The organism is Polaromonas sp. AET17H-212 (assembly GCF_002379085.1).
Classification (GTDB): domain Bacteria; phylum Pseudomonadota; class Gammaproteobacteria; order Burkholderiales; family Burkholderiaceae_C; genus Polaromonas.
On record NZ_NBZW01000049.1, the window covers coordinates 1 to 19383 of the forward strand.

17 protein-coding genes are annotated in these 19383 nt (G+C 64.9%); 7 read left to right on the plus strand and 10 right to left on the minus strand.

Going from position 1 to position 19383, the window contains the following annotated elements:
* Positions 1-451: 451 nt before the first annotated feature.
* Positions 452-1468: an L-histidine N(alpha)-methyltransferase gene (gene egtD, locus B7G53_RS21655; protein WP_096671613.1), complete on the minus strand. Its 1017-nt coding sequence runs from the start codon at positions 1466-1468 to the stop codon at positions 452-454.
* 175 nt (positions 1469-1643) lie between these two features.
* Here egtD and B7G53_RS21660 point away from each other — a divergent pair, with 175 nt between their 5' ends.
* Positions 1644-2195, plus strand: a complete 552-nt coding sequence (locus tag B7G53_RS21660) for a TlpA family protein disulfide reductase (protein ID WP_096671615.1) — start codon at positions 1644-1646, stop codon at positions 2193-2195.
* Positions 2196-2201: 6 nt separating this feature from the next.
* On the opposite strand, the gene B7G53_RS21665 is transcribed toward B7G53_RS21660, so the two are convergent.
* Positions 2202-3347: a hypothetical protein gene (locus B7G53_RS21665; protein ID WP_096671617.1), complete on the minus strand. Its 1146-nt coding sequence runs from the start codon at positions 3345-3347 to the stop codon at positions 2202-2204.
* A 241-nt stretch (positions 3348-3588) separates the two neighbouring features.
* Between B7G53_RS21665 and B7G53_RS21670 the strand changes: the two genes are divergently transcribed.
* On the plus strand, positions 3589-4692 hold the full coding sequence (locus B7G53_RS21670) for a transglutaminase-like domain-containing protein (RefSeq protein ID WP_096671619.1): 1104 nt from the start codon (positions 3589-3591) through the stop codon (positions 4690-4692).
* Positions 4693-4822: 130 nt separating this feature from the next.
* Here B7G53_RS21670 and B7G53_RS21675 read toward each other — a convergent pair whose 3' ends face one another.
* The 5 genes from B7G53_RS21675 to B7G53_RS21695 all read right to left on the minus strand — a co-directional run bounded on the left by B7G53_RS21675 (position 4823) and on the right by B7G53_RS21695 (position 9937).
* Positions 4823-5728 (minus strand): RluA family pseudouridine synthase, encoded by a 906-nt coding sequence (locus tag B7G53_RS21675; RefSeq protein ID WP_255250126.1) that lies wholly within the window; start codon positions 5726-5728, stop codon positions 4823-4825.
* Between the two features lie 148 nt (positions 5729-5876).
* Positions 5877-6620 carry a tRNA (guanosine(46)-N7)-methyltransferase TrmB gene (gene trmB, locus B7G53_RS21680; RefSeq protein ID WP_096671623.1) on the minus strand — a complete coding sequence of 248 codons (744 nt, stop codon included), beginning with the start codon at positions 6618-6620 and terminating at the stop codon, positions 5877-5879.
* A 53-nt stretch (positions 6621-6673) separates the two neighbouring features.
* Complete coding sequence (gene gluQRS, locus B7G53_RS21685; RefSeq protein ID WP_096671625.1) at positions 6674-7636, minus strand: tRNA glutamyl-Q(34) synthetase GluQRS; 963 nt, start codon at positions 7634-7636, stop codon at positions 6674-6676.
* A 107-nt stretch (positions 7637-7743) separates the two neighbouring features.
* Complete coding sequence (locus tag B7G53_RS21690) at positions 7744-8826, minus strand: NAD(P)/FAD-dependent oxidoreductase (RefSeq protein WP_141396429.1); 1083 nt, start codon at positions 8824-8826, stop codon at positions 7744-7746.
* Positions 8827-8992: 166 nt separating this feature from the next.
* Entirely contained in the window at positions 8993-9937 is a 945-nt protein-coding gene (locus B7G53_RS21695) for a LysR family transcriptional regulator (protein WP_096671627.1), read from the minus strand.
* Positions 9938-10063: 126 nt separating this feature from the next.
* On the opposite strand from B7G53_RS21695, the gene B7G53_RS21700 reads away from it, so the two are divergent.
* From B7G53_RS21700 to B7G53_RS21715, 4 genes are all read left to right on the plus strand, one after another.
* Complete coding sequence (locus B7G53_RS21700) at positions 10064-10765, plus strand: pirin family protein (RefSeq protein WP_096671629.1); 702 nt, start codon at positions 10064-10066, stop codon at positions 10763-10765.
* A gap of 81 nt (positions 10766-10846) precedes the next feature.
* Positions 10847-11242, plus strand: coding sequence for a DoxX family protein (locus tag B7G53_RS21705; RefSeq protein ID WP_096671631.1), 396 nt, complete (start codon positions 10847-10849; stop codon positions 11240-11242).
* Positions 11243-11371: 129 nt separating this feature from the next.
* Entirely contained in the window at positions 11372-11926 is a 555-nt protein-coding gene (locus B7G53_RS21710; protein ID WP_096671633.1) for a flavodoxin family protein, read from the plus strand.
* Positions 11927-11995: 69 nt separating this feature from the next.
* The gene (locus B7G53_RS21715) at positions 11996-12880 is read left to right on the plus strand and encodes a pirin family protein (RefSeq protein ID WP_096671635.1); all 885 of its coding nucleotides are present in this window, start codon (positions 11996-11998) and stop codon (positions 12878-12880) included.
* Between the two features lie 27 nt (positions 12881-12907).
* Here B7G53_RS21715 and egtB read toward each other — a convergent pair whose 3' ends face one another.
* Together egtB and B7G53_RS21725 are read right to left on the minus strand one after the other, a co-directional pair.
* Complete coding sequence (egtB, locus tag B7G53_RS21720; protein ID WP_096671637.1) at positions 12908-14236, minus strand: ergothioneine biosynthesis protein EgtB; 1329 nt, start codon at positions 14234-14236, stop codon at positions 12908-12910.
* Positions 14237-14273: 37 nt separating this feature from the next.
* On the minus strand, positions 14274-15053 hold the full coding sequence (locus B7G53_RS21725; protein ID WP_096671639.1) for a sulfurtransferase: 780 nt from the start codon (positions 15051-15053) through the stop codon (positions 14274-14276).
* Between the two features lie 64 nt (positions 15054-15117).
* Between B7G53_RS21725 and dnaE the strand changes: the two genes are divergently transcribed.
* A complete protein-coding gene (dnaE, locus tag B7G53_RS21730) occupies positions 15118-18624 on the plus strand; it encodes a DNA polymerase III subunit alpha (RefSeq protein ID WP_096671641.1) in 3507 nt (1168 codons plus the stop codon).
* Positions 18625-18702: 78 nt separating this feature from the next.
* Here the strand turns inward: dnaE and tolA are convergent.
* The coding region (tolA, locus tag B7G53_RS21735; protein WP_141396430.1) for a cell envelope integrity protein TolA at positions 18703-19383 on the minus strand (681 nt) is incomplete at its 5' end.

Consider the following 19383-nt stretch of genomic DNA (forward strand, 5'->3'; position numbering starts at 1 on the left):
CATGCACAAGTTGTTGACCATCCTGAATGCGGTCATCAAGTCAGGCAGGCCGTGGCAGGCCACCTTCGGTTGTGCACAGCTTGCCAACGCTTGAAAAAACCTCAAAATGGATTTGACTTTGAACACAGTTGCTGATCCGCTTTTGCCTGCGCTCCTCGGCCCAGCCCGACGGGTGGGGAAACGAAGACAAATACCAAATACCGAATGCGGGGAGCCATGACGTGCTTCGCGCGTCATGGCGGCGTCAAGTGGTCCTCATGTTTGCACGCGGGTGCAGCACACGCGGTCAAATGAAGTCCCCCTCCATCGCCCAGCGGGGCGAGGGCAGGGGATAGGGGTGGGAGTGGGGAGTCAGACCTACTGCCCAGGACAAGCCCGAGTGGCAGCGTGATCCGGATTGTGGGCAATCCACGAGAGAGACCGGATCAAATAGCAGCAGGTTTGGATCGACTTAAACCGCCGCCCAGAACACCGCAAACCAGTCCTTCGCATCGGTCCAGGGTTTGATCTGCGAAAAGCCCGCCTGCCGCAGCAGCGTCGACATGCTGTCCAGCGTGTATTTGTATGAACTCTCGGTGTGGATGCGCTCCCCCATCCCGAAACGTCGCTCGCCGTCCGGCCAGTGCACGGTCAGTTCACAGCGCGCCTCCAGGTGCATCTCGATGCGCGACTGTGCCTCGTTGAACAGGGCGACATGGCGCCATTGGCGCGGGTCGAAGTCGGCGCCCAACAGCGTGTTGACGTGGCGCAGCAGGTTTTTATTGAAGGCCGCGGTGACGCCCAGCGCGTCGTCGTAGGCGGCTTCCAGCGTGGCCTTGTCCTTGACCAGGTCGATGCCGAGCAGCAGGCCGCGTGCAGCGCCTTGTGCCGGGTCGGCGATACGCTGCAAAAACGCCAGCGCCTGGTCCGGCGAAAAATTCCCGATGCTGGAGCCGGGGTAGAAAAACACACGGTCCTGGCGCTGCACCTGCGGCGGGAGCACCAGCGCGGCCGAAAAATCCATGCCCACGCCAACAATGGCCAGCTCCGGATAGGTGTTTTGCACCTGTTCCGCCGCATCGCGCAGAAAGTCCACCGAAATGTCCACCGGCACATACTGCCCGGGCTGCAGGTGCGGGATCAGCCGCATGGCTTTGGCGCAGCTGCCGGCACCCAGGTCGATCAGGCAGGGCCGGCCGATGCCGGCGCCGGACAGCGCCGCCGCCATCTGGCCGTGGACCGCGTCGAAAATGCCGGCCTCGGCGCGTGTCGGGTAGTACTCGTCGAGAAGGGTGATGGCTTCAAAGAGTTGTGAGCCCAGGGCGTTATAGAAATATTTGGGCGACACACTCGCGGCGGCCGCGCGCAATCCGTCCGCCAGCTCACGCGCAGCGCCGGGCTGGCCATGGCCGGACGCGTTGTAGCGGTCGATGAACTGCGGGGACGCAGGCGCAAGGGCGAGCCCGGGGTGGGGAAGGGGAAAGTTCAAAATCGGTTCAACGTGTGCTGGTGTGGGTTCAGGCAATTTACTGCAGGGCACGGCCTGCCTTTGTAAGACGGTTTCGCTTTGCTGGCAAGGGGGTGAGTGCCGGTTGATTGTCTGCGCATCCCGGATGCCCTGCGCCGGACTGCATTAATCAGGCCCTGCTAAGCTTGGCGTGACCATGCCTTCATTTTCACACCCGATGGCGTCCAGGCGTCTTTTTCTGCAGGGCGTCGCCTGCGCGGCCGGTACGTCGCTGCTGGGGCTGGAGGCCCTTGCCGCGGGCGAAGCCACTTACGCTGTGTCGCCCTGGCAGGGCGCTGTCCCGCTGCTGCAGGCGGTCGACACCCAGGGCAAGACCTGGCGCCTGTCCGAACTCCGGGGCCGTGCGGTGCTGCTCAATTTCTGGGCCAGCTGGTGTGAGCCCTGCCGCGCGGAAATGCCGACCCTGCAGCAAATCGCTGATTTCTATGGCTCCGACAAGCTGCTGATACTGGCCATCAATTTCAAGGAACACCCGACACGTGCCATCCAGTTCGCCACCAGCACCGGGCTGAGCCTGCCCGTGCTGCTCGATCCGCAGGGCCAGACGGCACGTGCCTGGGGCGTCAAGGTGTTTCCCACCACGGTGCTGGTGGACCGGCAGGGCCTGCCGCGCCAGCGTGTGCAGGGCGAGGTTGACTGGACCGGCGCCGCCGCGACCCAGTGGATCGAGGCCCTGCTCAAGAGCTGAGCCGCCTCATTCCCGTGGCAGGACGAGGTCGGTGGTGCCGGGGCAGACCCAGCGCGCAAACTCGCGCGTGGTGTCCAGGCAGCCACCGTCGCGGTACACGCCGCGCGGTTCGCGGTAGCGCTGCATGAGGGCCAGGATGCGTTCAAGCGCGGGCTCATCCTGTTGCGTGGCCGCCACCAGCGTTTCGACTTTGGCTTCATCGATGCGTTCATCGCCTTCCGGGTCCCGGTACAGCGCGTTGCGCCACTGGTAGATTTCCAGACATTTGTCGGCCAGCGTGTAGGGCTTCTCGCGTTTCCAGAAGTTGCTGAACTGGCCCCCGCCGAGGTAAATCACCCAGGAGCCTTCATAACCCGAAGCCTCGGCCGAGGCTTCGTCGGGATTGCGGAACCAGGTTCGGTCGCCTGGCACAAAATAATGCGGAGGCAGGGGCGCCTCCATCGATCCCTGTTCGCGCAAAAAAACATCATGAAACTGGCCCGACATGATGGGCCGGGCGGTCCAGAGCGTCTGCAATTGCGCATACAGGGCGGGGTTGCAATGCGCCAGTTCCTCGGCAATGCCCAGCAGCATCACGTATTCGGTGGCGCGGTAACAGGAGAAGGAATACAGCGTGCCGGACACCTCGGGCTGGGTCGCCTTGGCCAGGGCGGCGATCAGCGACACGCCGGGCCGGATGACAAAACCGATGTCCTCCCTGTAGGTCCAGCAGTCCTCCGGCCGTTCCGCCTGGCTGGTGTGAAAGGACAGGCTGGTCTTGCGGGCCGCCCGCGCGATGTTGTGGCGAATGCGGACGGCGCACGCCAGTTCGTCCAGGCTGGGGAAGTCAAAGGCCACCGGCCCCATCAGCATGGCTGCCACGATCTCGCGGGTCAGGTCGGCCGGTTCGTCGTCGGTTTCCAGCTGCAGCCTGCGCGCCAGCGCGAGTGTGTCGTAGCCGGGGGCCCAGGCCTCGCCCTGTTCCGCGCTGAGGCTGATCCGGATGAAGTGGCCGGCGCCATCGGCGCCTTCCGTGCAGCACACGCAGTGCGCCAGGTCCTGTGCCTCCAGCCGCGTCAGCACCGCCTGCAGTGTCGCCGCCGGCCCCTGGCCGGCGGTGCCGCGTAGCAGGATGCCTTGCGGCCCCGCTGGTTGTTTGCCCGATTTGCCCATGCCATCGTCTCCGGCTTTTATGTTTCGTTATCGTGGGAGTCTGCAACTTTGATGGCGCGCGGGACGCCAGGAAGGTTGCCTGATAAATATAACCGAGCCTTTTCCACCTTCATGACCGGCACCACGATCGCCGCCATAATTGCTCCTCGGCGCAGGCTTTCTGCTTTTCGCCGCATGGACATCCCGGTGCACCTTCCCATGCCCGGTCACGTCTGCCCACCCACCTTCCGGAGTTCTTTTGATGACCACCGTACGCCGTACCTTCCTGAAAAATACCGCCGCAGTTGCCATGGCGACCGCATGGCCTGCGCTCGGTTTCGCCCAGGCTGCGCCCCGCCGCCTCTTCGCGCCCCAGAGCGGCGCCTGGCGCACCTTTGACGTGACGACACGGGTCGACCTCGTCAAGCCCCAGGGCGTCGCCAAGGTCTGGCTGCCGATTCCATCGGTCAACAGCGACTACCAGCGCTCGCAGGGCAACAGCTTTTCGAGCAACGGCAAAACCGACCTGACCGACGATGGCGTGGACGGCGCCAAGATGCTGTACGCCGAATTTGCCGCGGGCCAGGCCCAGCCTTTTGTCGAACTGACGAGCCGCGTGCAAACCCAGGGCCGTGCGGTCGACTGGTCCCAAAAAACCGCGGTGCGCGAAGAGGCCGACACGCTGCGCTACTTCACGCGTCCGACGAAGTTCCTGCCCACCGACGGCATCGTCCGTGCGACGGCGCAGAAAGCCATCGCCGGCGCAAGAACCGACGTTGAAAAAACGCAGAAGCTCTACGACTGGATCGTGGCCAACACCTACCGTGACCCCAAGGTGCGCGGCTGCGGCGAAGGCGACATCAAGACCATGCTGGAAACCGGCAACCTGGGCGGCAAGTGCGCCGACCTGAACGCGCTGTTTGTCGGCCTGTGCCGCTCCGTCGGCATTCCGGCGCGCGACGTGTACGGCATCCGCCTGGTGCCCTCCAGCTTTGGCTACAAGGAGCTCAGCGGCAACCCGGTCAGCCTCAAAGGCGCGCAGCACTGCCGTTCGGAAGTGTTCCTCAAGGGTTACGGCTGGGTGGCGATGGACCCGGCCGACGTGGCCAAGGTGATGCGTCTGGAAACGGCCGACTGGATCAAGAACACCACCGACCCGGTGGTGGCGCCGGTCAACAAGGCGCTGTTCGGCGGCTGGGAAGGCAACTGGATGGCCTACAACACCGCCCACGACATTGCCCTGCCGAATTCGAAACTCGAGAAGCTGGGCTTTTTCATGTACCCGGTGGCAGAAGATGCGGGCGGGCGTCTCGACTCCTACGCGCCGGACGACTTCAAGTACCAGATCACGGCAAAAGAGATCTAGCCCCCACGGTCGTTCGCTTCGCGTAACTCCCTGCCCCCCGAGGGGGCCACTGCGCCTGCGGCCCGGCGAAGCCGGTTCCGCGGCCCCTGTTTGACTAGAGCGGGCACGGCAGAGTGTCAGCGCGCCGTGCTCAGGGAAACTCGAGCCGCCGCTTGCTACTGAACTGCCGGCGCTCGCCCGTGAACGGATCATCAAAGGCGATGTTTTTGGCCAGCAGTTGCAGAGGATAGCGGTAGTCGTCTTCCGGGGTGGGGTCCAGCGGTGGGTAGACCCGGTCATTCACGATGGGCAGGCCCAGTGCATGCATGTGCACGCGCAGCTGGTGTTTCTTGCCGGTGACCGGGCTCAGGCCGTAACGTGCCAGTGGCCCGCTGACTTCGAGCAATTCGATGCGGGTTTCGCTGTTGGCGACGCCGGCCACTTCGGCCTGGCGGAAAAAGGGCTGGCCTTCCACGATGCGGCTGGTACAGACGCGCGGAAACGTCAGCTCCGGTCGCCAGGGCGCAATCGCTTCATACCATTTGCTGACCTCGCGTTGACGGAACAGGTCCTGGTAGGCAGCGCGCTCCTGCGCTTGCACTGAAAACAGCACCAGCCCGGCAGTCTCGCGGTCAATCCGGTGGATGGGGCTGAGCCCCGCGATGCCCAAGCGGTTTTTCAGGCGCACCAGCAGGGTCTCCTGCAGGTAGTGGCCCGATGGCGTGACCGGCAAAAAGTGCGGCTTGTCGACCACGACCAGATGGTCGTCCTGGAACAGCAGTTCTTCGTCAAAGGGAATGCGCGTCTCCGCCGGCAGGGTGCGATAGTAATACAGCCGCATGTGGCCGCGGTAGACGCGCGCCGGCGTGACTGCCTCGCCGAACTCATCGACAACCTCACCAGCGGCCATGCGTTCCAGCCACATCGCACGCGGAATGTCAGGAAAACGCTGGACCAGAAAGTCGGTGATGGTGGGCCAGTGGCCGGCAGGCAGGCTGACACAGCTTGGGCCGACACCTTCGCGCGTGAGCAGGCCGCCGAATTTATTTGCCCCCACGCATGTCGCTTCGCGTGCCTTCGGCGATGCGCTGCCCCTTGCACGAATAAGAGGGGCGCTGCGCCTGCGGGCTGGCAAAGCCAGATCCGCGGCCCCTGCCGGTGAAGAGAGAGCCTCGGCGGCCGTAGGGGCCTGGGCTTCTACAGTTTTAAGGGGCTTGGACACGCGTGAACACCACGTCCCAGACGCCATGCCCGAGCTTGATGCCGCGGTTTTCGAACTTGGTGAGCGGCCGGTAGGCGGGCTTGGGGGCATAACCGCCCTGGCTGTCGTCTGCCGTGTTTTTCAGCAGGGGTTCGGCGCGGAGCACCTCGAGAATCTGCTCGGCGTAGGGCTGCCAGTCGGTGGCGCAGTGCAGGTAGCCGCCCGGCTTGAGGCGGGCGGCGAGTTTGGCAACCAGCAGCGGCTGGATCAGCCGGCGCTTGTTGTGTTTTTTCTTGTGCCACGGATCGGGGAAGAAAATGTGCACGCCGTCCAGGCTGCCAGGGGGCAACATGTGGTCCAGCACCTCCACCGCATCGTGCTGCAGGATGCGGATGTTTTTCAGGCCCTGCTCGCCAATGCGCTTGAGCAAGGCGCCGACGCCGGGCGTGTGCACTTCGCAGCAGAGGAAGTTTTTCTCTGGCATCAGCGCCGCAATATGCGCCGTGGCTTCACCCATGCCGAAGCCGATCTCCAGGATAGTGGGCGCTGCGCGCCCGAACACCGCCGCCAGGTCCATCGGCGCTGCAGCATAGGGCAGCAGGAATTTCGGGCCGGCATCGGTGAAGGCCTTGGCCTGGCCGGCGGTGGTGCGGCCGGTGCGGCGGACAAAGCTGCGGATGGTGCGCGGAGGGTAGACGGCGTCAGGCACGGGGCGGGTCGGGTCGCTGGGGGGAGTTGTTTCAGTCACCCCCAGATTTTAGGCGCTCGGGTCGCCCGCAGGTCGCGCGACCCGCAGCGCCTTCAGGCGGGGTACAGCGCGGCCCACTGCGGCACGGCGTGCGCCAGCCAGTCGCCGGTGCTGGCCGCGGCGATCTGCAGCCCCAGCACGCGGCCGGCGGCCTCCAGGCAAACCAGGGGCGCGTGGGTGTCCAGGGGCCGGGCCCCGTTCTGCTTGGACAGCTTCTCGCCGTTGGCCCCGAGCACCAGCGGCGTGTGCAGGTAACGCGGCAAGGGCAGGCCCAGCGCGCGCTGCAGCAGGATTTGCCGCGCCGTGTTGTCGGCCAGGTCTTCCCCGCGGACGATGTCGGTGATGCCCTGCGCGCCGTCGTCCACCACCACGGCGAGCTGGTAGGCCCACAGGCCGTCGGCGCGCTTGAGCACAAAGTCGCCGACCTCCTGCGCCACGTCCTGCTGCTGCGCGCCGAGCCGGCGGTCCTGCCAGTGGAGGACCTGGTCTGCTACTGAATCAGGAGCTGCTTGCGGCCGTGTAATAAGGGCTGGAGGCCGATTTGGCTTTGTATTTTCAGTGAGGAAGCGCCACGCCCGTGCGGGGCGACCCTGCAGGCCGTGACGGCAGGTGCCGGGGTACACCAGTTCGCCGTGGCGTGGCCGCGGCATGCCACGGGCCTCCAGTGTCCGTGTAATGTCCTGCCGGGTGCAGGCGCAGGGGTAGGCGAGTTGGGCGGCGATCAGCTGGTCCAGGGCGGCCTGGTAGTGGCTGCTGCGCTGTGACTGGTACAGCGGCGGCGCATCCGGCCGCAGTCCGCAGGCGGCCAGTTGCTGCAGGATCAGGGCGTCGGCGCCGGGTACGCAGCGTGGTGTGTCGATGTCCTCGATACGCACCAGCCATTGACCACCCTGCGCCCGCGCATCAAGCCAGCTCGCCAGCGCGGCGACGAGTGACCCGGCGTGCAGCGGACCCGTCGGAGATGGGGCAAATCGACCGATATAGCGAGCGGGAAGACCGTTGACCGAAGTTTGCAATGTATTTTTCCCTTCAAGCAGGGGCCGCGGGACTGGCTTTGCCAGACCGCAGGCGCAGCGGCCCCCTCGGGGGGCAGGGCGCTACACGCAGTGAGCAACCGTGGGGGCTAACAAATGGCCAGAGCCATTTCCAGGCCGGAGACAAACGCGTCTTCCGCCCGGTGGCCGACGCACCAGTCGCCGCAGCTGCCGATGCGTGATTTCGCATCCCACAGGTGGGTCTGGCCCAGCGGTTCTGTGGTTTGCGCATAACGCCAGCGGTGCACCTCTGCATGCGGCGGCTCGGCGCGTATGCCGGTGACCTCGGTGAAGGCCCTGAGCAGCTTGGCCTTGATGCGCTCGTCGTCGTCTTCCAGGTGCCGCGTGGACCAGTCCGGGCTGGCCTGCACGGTCCAGCGTTCGATGGGGCTGCGCCCCGGCTTGGATGATTCGCGCGCCAGCCAGGCAATGCGGTGGTGGGTGCTGCGCGCCGCATTCCACTGCGGCCCCAGGTGCGGCAGCGTCGGCTGCTGCCCTTGCGGAAAAGCCAGCATCAGGGTCCAGCAGGGCGCAATGGCGACACCGGCGAGGGCCGGCATCAGGGCCTTGCCCTGCTGGGAGCTGAGCAGCAGGGCATGGGCCTGCGGAGCGGGCACGGCCAGCACCACGGCGTCGAAGCCAGAATACACCAGGCTGCTGGCGCCCGGTCCTTCGGTCTGCAGCTGCCAGCGCTCGGGGTGCAGCTTGTCGCGTTCCATCCGGATGACCTGGGTCTCCAGCGTCAGCGAGCCGTCCGCAGCCAGCGGCTGGGCCCACTGCTTGAGCAGCGCGCTCATGCCCGGTGTCGCCACCCAGTGGGCTTCCCTGGGCGGCGGTGCGGACGCCACGACCCGGCCGGCCTCGTCGAGGATCCGCACGGTGTTGGCGCTCCAGGGCCGCACCACGCCGGGGCTGGTGCCCAGCGCCTTTTCGAAGCGCGTGTCACGCACGGTGAAGTACTGCGTGCCGTGGTCAAAACCGCCAAATTCCGTGTTGCGCGTGGCCATGCGCCCACCCGGGCCGCGGCTTTTTTCAAACACCGTCACGCGGTGGCCCGCCTGCATCAGCGTGCGGGCGCAGGCGATGCCGGCCATGCCCGCGCCAACCACAGCGATATGACGTGGCATCGGCGTGGCGGGGGAAGCAGAACGGGAACGGGATTTTTTGGTCATGTCTTTGTACTTTTTATGGCGGGGTGAAAGAGGCGGTTGGCCTGCAGGTCTGGTCGGCAGGCTTTCCCGGATTTTGGCAGCACAGCGCAAACATCAAAGGAAATCATGGTCACACTCTACACGCTGGCGCGGCCGGCCGACCGGACATTCGGCGCGGGTCAGGGTTTTACACAGCATGGTCGCGCTCCAGCAGGGCTTTTCGCGTCGCGGGGCTGTCCAGCTGCTTGAGCCACCACTGCAGCGCGCGGCCCTCGCTGCCGCTGGTCACGCGGCGCCAGGCATAACTGACGGGGATGTGGCGTTCTGCCCGCTGCACGCGTTTTTCCACCAGCCTGCCGGTGACGATGTGGGGCCGCGCGAGGTATTCGGGCAGAAAGCCGCCGCCCAGGCCGCGCAACTGCGCATCGAGTTTTTCCTGCATGCCCGGCACGGTGAAGATATCCTGGCCGCCCAACAGCCCGACCGAGACGCCGCTTCCCCGCTGCACCGAGTCGGCGACCGCGACCGCCCGGTGCGGCATCAGCATCGCGTCGGTGATGGGCTCGGGGGCCTGTGCCAGCGGATGGTGCGGCGCGACGGCGTAGATGAAGTGGATGCTGCCCAGCGGCTTGCCCTGCACCGACTTGTGCAGGCCCGGTTCGATGGCCACACCGATGGCCAGATCGGCCTGGCCCGAGGTGAGGGCTTCCAGTGTGCCGGACAGGGCTTCCTCCCTTAACCGCAGGCGGGTGGGCGGGTTCAGCGCAAAAAAGGCCTCGCACAACTCCATCACGGTGGTGCGCGAGATCACGCTGTCCACCGCCAGCGTCAACTGGGGCTCCCAGCCGGTGGCTACGCGTTTGACACGGTTGGCCACAGCGTCGAGTTCGGCCAGCAGGCGCGTGCCTTCGCGCAGCAGCTCCTTGCCCGCCTCGGTCAGTTTGGCCTGCCGGGAGGAGCGGTCGAACAGCAGCACGTCCAGCGCATCTTCCACCTGGCGGATGCGGTAGGTCAGCGCGCTGGGCACCACGCCGAGCTCGCGTGCGGCCGCCGCCATGCTGCCGGTGCGGTGCACGGTACCGATCAGGCCGATAGTTTCGGGGGTCAGCGCATCGCGCACGCGGTTGTTCATTGATAGGCTGGAAGTTCAAATAATTTGAATGATGCCATCAAATAACCGCAATGGCCAGGGCCGCGCCGGCCCCTACATTGGAGGTATTGCAAACGCATTGCACATGCACCCTGAAAGGAGCTTTCCATGATGACCCCCCGACTTTCCAGTGAGCGCGGCTACGCCGACCACGGCTGGCTCAAGTCCTTCCATTCCTTCTCGTTTGCCGGTTATTACGATCCGGCCCACATGGGTTTTGGCAACCTGCGCGTCATCAATGAAGACAGGATCGCTGCCGGCAAGGGCTTCGGCACACATGGCCACCGGGACATGGAAATCATCAGTTATGTGCTCAGCGGCGAGCTGGCGCACAAGGACAGCATGGGCAACGTCAAGGGCATTCCGCCCGGCGACGTGCAGCGCATGAGCGCGGGCACCGGTGTGCAGCACAGTGAATTCAACCATGCCGAAGGCCAGACCACGCATTTCCTGCAGATCTGGATTGAGCCCAATGTCACCGGCATCCCGCCCAGCTACGAGCAGAAAAGCTTTCCCGACAGCGACAAGCGCGGCGCGCTGCGGCTGGTGGCATCGCCCGACGGCGCGCAGGGCTCCGTGACGATTCATGCGGACGCCCGCGTTTATGCGGGCCTTTTCGACGGCAACGAGACGGCCGACATGGCGCTGAACCCGCAACGCAGGACCTATGTGCACCTGGTGCGCGGGGAACTCCGGGCCAATGGCCAGCCTCTGAAGGCGGGCGACGCGCTCATGCTGGAGGCCGAAAGCCGGCTGCTGCTTGCCGATGGCAAGGAGGCCGAGGTACTCGTATTTGATCTCGCCGCCTGAACCGAGGCATCCGGCACTTGCGGTGCCGGATGCCTCGGTTCATCATTTTTCTTTCATCACTCTCAACAAAAAGGACTCACCATGCTCAACTCACTGCAAAACCCGCTTTCCCTTCTTGGCCGCGTCCTGATTGCCCTGCTGTTTGTTCCGGCCGGCTTCAGCAAGATTGGCGGATTCACCGGAACGGCAGGCTACATCGCCTCCAAGGGTGTCCCCCTTCCGGAGGTGGCTGCAGCGATCGCCATCGCGGTTGAGCTGGGCCTGGGCCTGCTGCTGCTGATCGGCTTGCAGACCCGCTGGGCGGCGCTGGGCATTGCCGTGTTCACCGCGGTCATCACCTTCATCTTCCACGCTTTCTGGGCCGACCCTGCTCAGTCGCAGGCCTTCTTCAAGAACATCGCCGTGGTTGGTGGCCTGCTGACCATCGCCGCCTGGGGTGGTGGTGCCTGGAGCGTGGACGGCAAGCTGAAGGGCTGATCGAAGCAGGCCACGGCCTGCTTCCCGCAGGCCGGCTCCAGGGCCGGCCTGCGTGTTTCCTTCTTTTCTCTTTCCTCTTCTTCTTCCTCTTTTTTCCTTTTCCTTTTACGAACTCAAGGACAACACACCATGACCAACGTCGTCGTTGTTTACCACTCCGGTTACGGGCACACCCAGCGCATGGCGCAGGCGGTGGCTGAAGGCGCTGGCGCCGATCTGCTGGCCATCGACGCCGACGGCAACCTTCCCGAAGGTGGCTGGGAGCAGCTCAAGGCTGCCGGCGCCATCATCTTCGGCTCGCCGACCTACATGGGCAGCGTGAGCTGGCAGTTCAAGAAGTTTGCCGATGCGTCCTCCAAACCCTGGTTCAGCCAGGAGTGGAAGGACAAGCTCGCCGCCGGCTTCACCAACAGCGCGGGCATGAACGGCGACAAGCAGGGCACGCTCACCACGCTGTTCACGCTGGCGATGCAGCACGGCATGGTCTGGGTCAGCCAGGGCCTGATGCCGTCGAACAGCAAGGCCGCCCAGCGCGACGACATCAACTACCTGGTGTCCTACAGCGGGGCGATCGCGCAGTCGCCTTCCGATGCCGGCGCCAGCGAGATGGCCGCGGGGGACCTGGCGACAGCCCGGCTGTTCGGCCAGCGGGTGGCCGATGTGGCCGCAAAATTTCACGCCTGACCTCTTCCTGCCCCCCTCCTGACCCCTCTTCCTGACCCTCTTTCACGAAACCACGCTGGAGTCATCGCCATGCCTGTTGACCTGACATTGACCGGACACGACAAAGACTTGGGAGGCGGCTTCCGGGTGCGCCGCCTGCTGCCGGCCGGGCAGCAGCAGGCAGTGGGCCCCTTCCTGTTTTTTGACCATTTCGGCCCGGTCACGGTGGCCCCGGGAGACTCGCACGACGTGAGGCCACATCCGCACATCGGCCTGGCGACGGTGACCTACCTGTTTGACGGGGCCATCATGCACCGCGACAGCCTGGGCTTCAGCCAGCTCATCGAGCCTGGCGCCATTAACTGGATGACGGCCGGACGCGGCATTGTGCATTCCGAGCGTGCGCCGCAGGAGCTCAAGGCGAGCACCTATGTCAACCACGGCATCCAGCTGTGGGCGGCCCTGCCGCGCGAGCACGAAGAGGCCGCGCCGGATTTCGTGCACACCCCTGCGTCGGCCATTCCGTCGCTGGTGCTGGGCGGCGCGCAGGTCCGCGTGTTGATCGGCGACGCGTTTGGCCAGCGTTCGCCGGTCAGGACGTTCTCGGCAACGGTTTATCTCGATGTGCAGCTCGCTGCCGGCGCGGTGTTCGAGCTGCCGCCACTGGCCGAGGAGCTGGCGCTGTATACCGTGGACGGCGCTGTGGTGGTGGACGGCGAACCGGTGGCAGCGCACACGCTGGTCGTGCTGGCGCCGGGCGCGGCGGCATCGATTTCGGCCGGCGACGCGGTGCGGCTGATGGTGATAGGCGGCGATGCGCTCGATGGCCACCGCTTCATCTGGTGGAACTTCGTGTCCAGCCGCAAGGAGCGGATTGGGCAGGCTGCACAGGACTGGGAGCGGCAGGCCATGGGCCAGGTGCCGGGGGATGCGGAGCTGATTCCCCTGCCGGAGCGCAGGCTGATCCCCGACTGACACGCTGCACCGGGGAAGGGCTGGCCCTTATCCGGCGTCGCGGGCCAGGCGCAGGCCGCTGAATTGCCACTGCGCCTCGGGCGGAAAAAAGTTGCGGTAGCTGGCGCGCGCGTGGCTTTGCGGTGTGGCGCAGGAGCCGCCGCGCAGCACAAACTGGTGGCACATGAATTTGCCGTTGTATTCGCCGACCAGGCCCGCCCACGGCTTGTAGCCGGGATAGGGGTTGTAGTTGGACTGTGACCACTCCCAAACATCGCCAAACAGCTGGGCCGGCTGGCCTGTACGGCGCTGCTGCAGCGGGATCGGGTGGTAGGCCCCACCTTCGACAAAGTTGCCCTCGGCCCGCTGGCCAGGCGGGGCTGACACGCTGCGCGCGGCCAGTTCCCATTCAAACTCCGTCGGCAGGCGCGCACCGGCCCAGCGTGCATAGGCGTCGGCCTCGAAATAACTGAGGTGACAGACGGGGGTGTGCGGGTCCACCTGCACCAGGCCCTGCAGCGTGAAGTTGCGATACGGGCCGTTCTGCGTGTCAGGCATCTGCCAGTACAGCGGCATCGTCGCCTCGCGGCCCTGCACCCAGTCCCAGCCCATGGCCAGCCACAGTTCGGGCCGCCGGTAACCGCCGTCCGCCATGAAAGCCATCATCTCGCCATTGGTGACCAGCCGGTGGCCGATGTCAAACGGCGCCACATACACCTTGTGGCGCGGCGTCTCGTTGTCAAAGGCAAAGGCGCCGTCCATGGCGGGGTCGAAGCCATGCTCCCGCAGGCCGCCTTCAAAGCCCATCCAGCGCAGCGGCTGCGGGCTGATGCCGGCCAGCGGCCAGTGCCTGGCATAGGCTGGCCGCGCCGGGTTGAAGGACAGGGCGTGTTTGATGTCGGTCAGCAGCAGTTCCTGGTGCTGCTGCTCATGGTGCAGGCCCAGTGTCAGCAGTTGCACCAGTTCGTTTTCGGCAGGACCGGCCGGGGTCTGCCGGATGACGTTTTGCACGCGCTCGTCCACTGCGGCCCGGTAGGCCAGCACCTGCTGCAGGGTCGGCCGGCTGATCAGGCCGCGTTGCAGCCGCGGGTACTGGTCGCCAACGCCGTTGTAATAGCTGTTGAACAGCACCCTGAAGCTGGCATCGAAAGGCCGGAAGTCCTTTTCAAAACGCTCAAGGACAAAGGTTTCGAAAAACCAGGTCAGGTGGGCCAGATGCCATTTGGCGGGGCTGGCGTCGGGCATGGACTGCGACTGGCAATCCTCGGCGCTCAGGGGCTGGACGAGCCGTTCGGTCTGGCTGCGGACCTGTTCAAAGCGCAGCAACAGCCCGGAGATCCCTGCGGCAGTTCGTCGGGCAGCGGTGGGCGTGGGCATGGCGGTTCCGTGCGTGGTGATGGGCGCGAAAGCCGCTTCAGCTTCCCATAACTTCGGCGACCGGCTTGTCAGACGATGCCCCGACATTGACGCGGGGCTGGAGGGCCGGGTCCAGCGCGCGCCGCGCATCAAAGACAAAACAGGCGCCGTCAAAATGCGCGTGGCCGGTTTCTTCAAAATATTTCAGAATGCCGCCGTCGAGCTGGAAGACATGGCTGACACCCGCCTCGCGCATGAAGATGGCGGCTTTTTCGCAGCGTATGCCGCCGGTGCAGAAACTCACGACGGTTTTGCCTTCGAGCTCGTCCCGGTGCGCCAGCAGGGCCTGCGGGAACTCGGTGAACTTGTCGATGCGCCAGTCGATCGCACCCCGGAAGGTGCCCACATCGACCTCAAAGGCATTGCGGGTGTCCAGGGTCACGACGGGCCGCCCCTCATCGTCGTGGCCCGCATCCAGCCAGCGTTTGAGTGTTGCAGCATCCACCGCCGGGGCGCGGCCGGCCGCAGGCTGGATGGCCGGGTGGTTCATGCGGATGATTTCGGGCTTGATCCGGACCAGCAGCTTGCGAAAAGGCTGGGCATGGGACCAGCTTTCCTTGACCTCCAGGTCGTGGAAGCGGGCATCGTGCCGCAACCATGCCAAAAAATCATGAATATCGGCGCGCGGGGCGGCCAGGAACAGGTTGATGCCTTCCTCTGCCAGCAGCACCGTGCCTTTGATGGCGCGGCTCTGCAGGGCTTCCAACACGTTGGCCTGCAGCCCGGACAGGTCTTCGAGGGTCACAAACTTGTAGGCGGCAATGTTCAGGATGCGCATGATCGGGTCATTGTAGGCAGCGGGGAGGGCGGCCGTGCGCGGACCCGAGCCCTAAAATGAAGCCATGTTTGTCCATTTACGTATCCACACCGAGTTTTCAGTCGTCGATGGCACCAACCGCATCGATGAAATCGTGGCCGCCGCAGCGGCCGACCGCCAGCCCGCGCTGGCCATCACCGATCTGGGCAACCTGTTCGGCACGGTCAAGTTCTACAAGGAAACGCGTGGCGCCGGGGTCAAGCCGCTGATTGGTGCGGACGTGTGGGTGCAGGTGCCGGGCAAGGAAGCGGGTGCGGCGCCGGCGCGGCTGCTGCTGCTGGTGCAAAACCGCCAGGGCTACCTGAACCTGTCGGAGCTGCTGACCCGCGCCTGGACGCGGGGTGTGGTGCGCGACCAGGCCATCATCAGCCTGGAATGGCTGCAGGAGCTCGGCGAGGGCCTGATTGCGCTGTCGGGTGCGCAGGGCGGCGCGGTGGGGCAGGCGCTGGTGCAGGGCGATGGCCCGCGTGCGCTCGAATGTGCGCTGCATTTCGCGGGCCTGTTCCCGCACCGTTTTTACCTGGAGCTGCAGCGCGCGCAACGCGCCGACGACGAGCAGCATGTAGCGGCGGCGGTGCAACTGGCCGCCCGGCTCAAGCTGCCGGTGGTGGCAACCCATCCGGTGCAATTTCTGGGTTACGAGGATTACGAGGCCCATGAAGCGCGTGTCTGTATTGCCGAAGGCGAGATTCTTGGCAATGCGCGGCGCGTGCGCAAGTTCACGCGCGAGCAGTATTTCAAGTCCTCGGCGCAGATGGCCGAGCTGTTTGCCGACCTGCCTTCGGCGCTGGCCAACACGCTGGAAATCGCCAAACGCTGCAACCTCAAGCTCGACCTCGGCAAGCCCATGCTGCCCGAGTACCCGACGCCCGAGGTCGACGGTGTGCGCATGTCGCCCGACGAGTATTTCCGTTATGCCTCGTTTCAAGGGCTGGAAGAACGGCTCGCGCATCTGTATCCGGTTGAGGCGGTACGCGACGTCAAGCGGCCGCAATACGTGGAGCGGCTGGAGTTCGAGATCAATACCATCCTGAAGATGGGTTTCCCCGGCTACTTCCTGATCGTGGGCGACTTCATCAACTGGGCCAAGAACAATGGCTGCCCGGTCGGGCCGGGTCGCGGCTCCGGGGCCGGCTCCCTCGTCGCGTATTCGCTGAAGATCACCGACCTGGACCCGTTGCAGTACAACCTGCTGTTCGAGCGTTTCCTGAACCCCGAGCGGGTGTCCATGCCCGACTTCGACATCGACTTCTGCCAGACCAACCGCGACCGCGTGATCGACTATGTGAAGGACAAGTACGGCCACGCGGCGGTCAGCCAGATCGTGACCTTCGGCACCATGGCGGCGCGCGCGGCGATCCGCGACGTCGGCCGGGTGCTCGATTTTTCCTACGGCTTTTGCGACGGCATCTCCAAGCTGGTGCCCAACAAACCCGGCCAGGCCGTGACCCTGCAACTGGTGCCGGCCGACCGCAAGAAAAACGACAAGATGGTCTACGCGCTGGAGGCCGAACCGGTGCTGGCCGAACGCGAGGCCAAGGAAGAAGACGTGCGCACGCTGCTCGAGCTCGCGCGCAAGCTCGAAGGCCTGACACGCAACGTCGGCATGCATGCCGGCGGTGTGCTGATTGCGCCGGGCAAACTCACCGATTTCTGCCCGCTCTACCTGCAGCCCGGCAGCACCTCGGCCGTGAGCCAGTTCGACAAGAACGACGTCGAGGCGATTGGCCTGGTCAAGTTCGACTTTTTGGGTCTGGCCACCTTGAGCATCCTGGAGCTGGCGCGCGAGTTCATCGTGCAGCGGCATCCGGCGCAGAAGGACTTCAAGTTCGAGAACCTGCCGCTCGACGACCAGCGCGTCTACGCGCTGTTTGCCGAAGGCAAGACCGAGGCCGTGTTCCAGTTTGAAAGTATCGGCATGCAGCGCATGCTCAAGGACGCGCGCCCGAACCGGCTGGAAGACCTGATTGCGATGAACGCGTTGTACCGGCCGGGTCCGATGGACCTGATCCCGACCTACATCGCGCGCAAGCAGGGCAAGGAAACGCCCGAGTACCCGGACCCGCGCGTCAAGCCCATCCTGGAGGAGACCTACGGCATCATGGTCTACCAGGAGCAGGTGATGCAGACCGCGCAGATCCTGGGCGGCTACTCGCTGGGCGGCGCCGACATGCTGCGCCGCGCGATGGGCAAGAAGGACGAGAAGGAGATGGCATCGCAGCGGGAAATCTTCCGCAAGGGCGCCGGTATCAACGGCCTGTCGCAGGAAAAGGCCGACGAGGTGTTCGACCTGATGGAGAAGTTCGCGGGCTACGGCTTCAACAAGTCGCACTCGGCCGCTTACGCCTTGCTGGCCTATCACACCGCCTGGCTCAAGCGTCATTACACGGCCGAGTTCTTCTGCGCCAACATGACGGTGGAGATGGGCGACACCGACAAGCTGAGGATTCTTTTCGGCGATGCGCAGAAGATGGGCATCAGTTTCGAATCGCCTGATGTCAACCGCGGGCATTACCGCTTCGAGCCCATCACGGACAAGAGCATTCGTTACGGCCTGGGCGCGGTCAAGGGCACGGGCCAGCAGGCGATTGCCGCCATCGTCGCGGCGCGCGAGGCCGGCGGGCCCTTCACCTCGCTGTACGACTTCTGCCTGCGGGTCGACAAGTCAAAGATGAACAAACGCACGGTCGAAGCCCTGATCAAGGCAGGTGCTTTTGACAACCTGCAGCTCAACCGCGCCTCGCTGCTGGCCTCGGTGGACCGGGCCTTCGAATTTGCCGCCCAGGCCGAGGCCAACGTCAACCAGGGCGGCCTGTTCGACATGGACTCGCATGCGGCCAGCACGCAGGAGCCGCCGCTGGTGGCGGCCGTGCCTTTTGGCGTGAAAGCGCGGCTGGTGCTGGAAAAAACTGCCATCGGGTTTTATCTGTCCGGGCATTTGTTCGACGAGGTCGAGACCGAGGTGCGGCAGTTTGTCAAACGCAAGATCGACGACCTGATCGACTCGCGCGACCAGACCCTGCTGGCGGCCATCGTCAGCGACCTGCGTGTCATCAACGGCAACCGCGGCAAGCTGATCATTTTCAAACTCGACGACAAGACCGACACGCTGGAAGCCTCGGTGGACGAGGCGACCTTCAACGCCAACCGCAACCTGCTCAAGGACGACGAACTGGTGATCGTGCAGGGTACGCTGCAGCCGGCGTCGGAGCGTTTCGGCCGCCGTTTCAAGGTGACGCAGGTCTGGAGCCTGGAGTCGGCGCGCTGCCGCTTCGGCAAGTACCTGCGCGTGGCCGTCAACGGCACGGCACCGGACGTGCAGCGCATCGTGCGGGACTTTCCGCCGCGCAAGGAAATGTCGGAGCAGGGCGAGGTCAGCCGCGGCCTGCCGGTACGCCTGAGCCTCAAGCGCGACAGCGTGGTGGCTGAGTTGCAGCTTGGAGAAGCCGCGAAATTTTTCCCGACCGATGCGGCGCTGGCCAGCTGGATGGCCCAGGCCGACCAGGGGCTGGCTAGAATAGTTTATGAGTAAATAAGGGTTCCAGCCCTTGCCCTGATTGCGCCGATAGCTATCTTATTGATAGCGTTTGATGCTCGCTGTGCGCGGTGCTCAGTCCTTGGGCCGGAATTCCAGAATCATCGGCGTCGGCACCCGGCCATCCACATCACGCGGCATGGTTTCGGTACGGATGATGGCCTTGATCACCGCGTCGTCCCAGGCTTTGTTGCCGCTGGACTTGATCAGGCGCTGGCTGATGATGCTGCCGTCCAGCGCGGTGCGCACCTCCACCTCGGCGGTCGGGTTGCCAGAGATGTCCTCGGTGAAGACGATGTTGGGTTTGACCTTGGCGCGCACCTTGCCGCCGTAGCTGGCTGACGGGCCGCTGGCTTTTTGAGCCGCCCCCTTGGCGTCGGCGCTGCCGGTGGCGCCGGCCAGGCCCATGGCCCGCTTGATGTTGTCCTGGCGCTGCTTTTCCGCTGCGGCGTCGGCCAGTTTTTTCTTCTCGGCCTCTTTCGCGTCCAGCTTCTTGTCGTCGGCTTTTTTCGCTTCGAGTTTCTTCGCTTCCTCGGCCTTGCGTTTGGCCAGGTCTTCCTTGAGCTTCTGCTCTTTTTCCTTTTTGGCCTGAAGCTCTTTAAGCCGGTCCTGCTCGGCTTTGGCCTTGGCCAGCTCGGCTTCCTTCTTCTTGAGTTCGAGCTTGCGTTTTTTCTCGCGCTCCAGCGCGATGTCCACGTCCGGTGCAGGGGGCGGCGGTGGCGGGGCTTCCACCAGTTTGGGTGCGGCTTCCTGCGG

Bases quoted from the DNA above. Each gene is read 5' to 3' on its own strand.
- B7G53_RS21665 (WP_096671617.1), bottom strand. From the start codon at position 3,347: ATGGGCAAATCGGGCAAACAACCAGCGGGGCCGCAAGGCATCCTGCTA.
- B7G53_RS21705 (WP_096671631.1), top strand. From the start codon at position 10,847: ATGCTCAACTCACTGCAAAACCCGCTTTCCCTTCTTGGCCGCGTCCTG.
- B7G53_RS21690 (WP_141396429.1), bottom strand. From the start codon at position 8,826: ATGACCAAAAAATCCCGTTCCCGTTCTGCTTCCCCCGCCACGCCGATG.
- egtB (WP_096671637.1), bottom strand. From the start codon at position 14,236: ATGCCCACGCCCACCGCTGCCCGACGAACTGCCGCAGGGATCTCCGGG.
- B7G53_RS21700 (WP_096671629.1), top strand. From the start codon at position 10,064: ATGATGACCCCCCGACTTTCCAGTGAGCGCGGCTACGCCGACCACGGC.
- B7G53_RS21710 (WP_096671633.1), top strand. From the start codon at position 11,372: ATGACCAACGTCGTCGTTGTTTACCACTCCGGTTACGGGCACACCCAG.
- B7G53_RS21715 (WP_096671635.1), top strand. From the start codon at position 11,996: ATGCCTGTTGACCTGACATTGACCGGACACGACAAAGACTTGGGAGGC.
- dnaE (WP_096671641.1), top strand. From the start codon at position 15,118: ATGTTTGTCCATTTACGTATCCACACCGAGTTTTCAGTCGTCGATGGC.
- B7G53_RS21695 (WP_096671627.1), bottom strand. From the start codon at position 9,937: ATGAACAACCGCGTGCGCGATGCGCTGACCCCCGAAACTATCGGCCTG.
- B7G53_RS21725 (WP_096671639.1), bottom strand. From the start codon at position 15,053: ATGCGCATCCTGAACATTGCCGCCTACAAGTTTGTGACCCTCGAAGAC.
- B7G53_RS21660 (WP_096671615.1), top strand. From the start codon at position 1,644: ATGCCTTCATTTTCACACCCGATGGCGTCCAGGCGTCTTTTTCTGCAG.
- B7G53_RS21670 (WP_096671619.1), top strand. From the start codon at position 3,589: ATGACCACCGTACGCCGTACCTTCCTGAAAAATACCGCCGCAGTTGCC.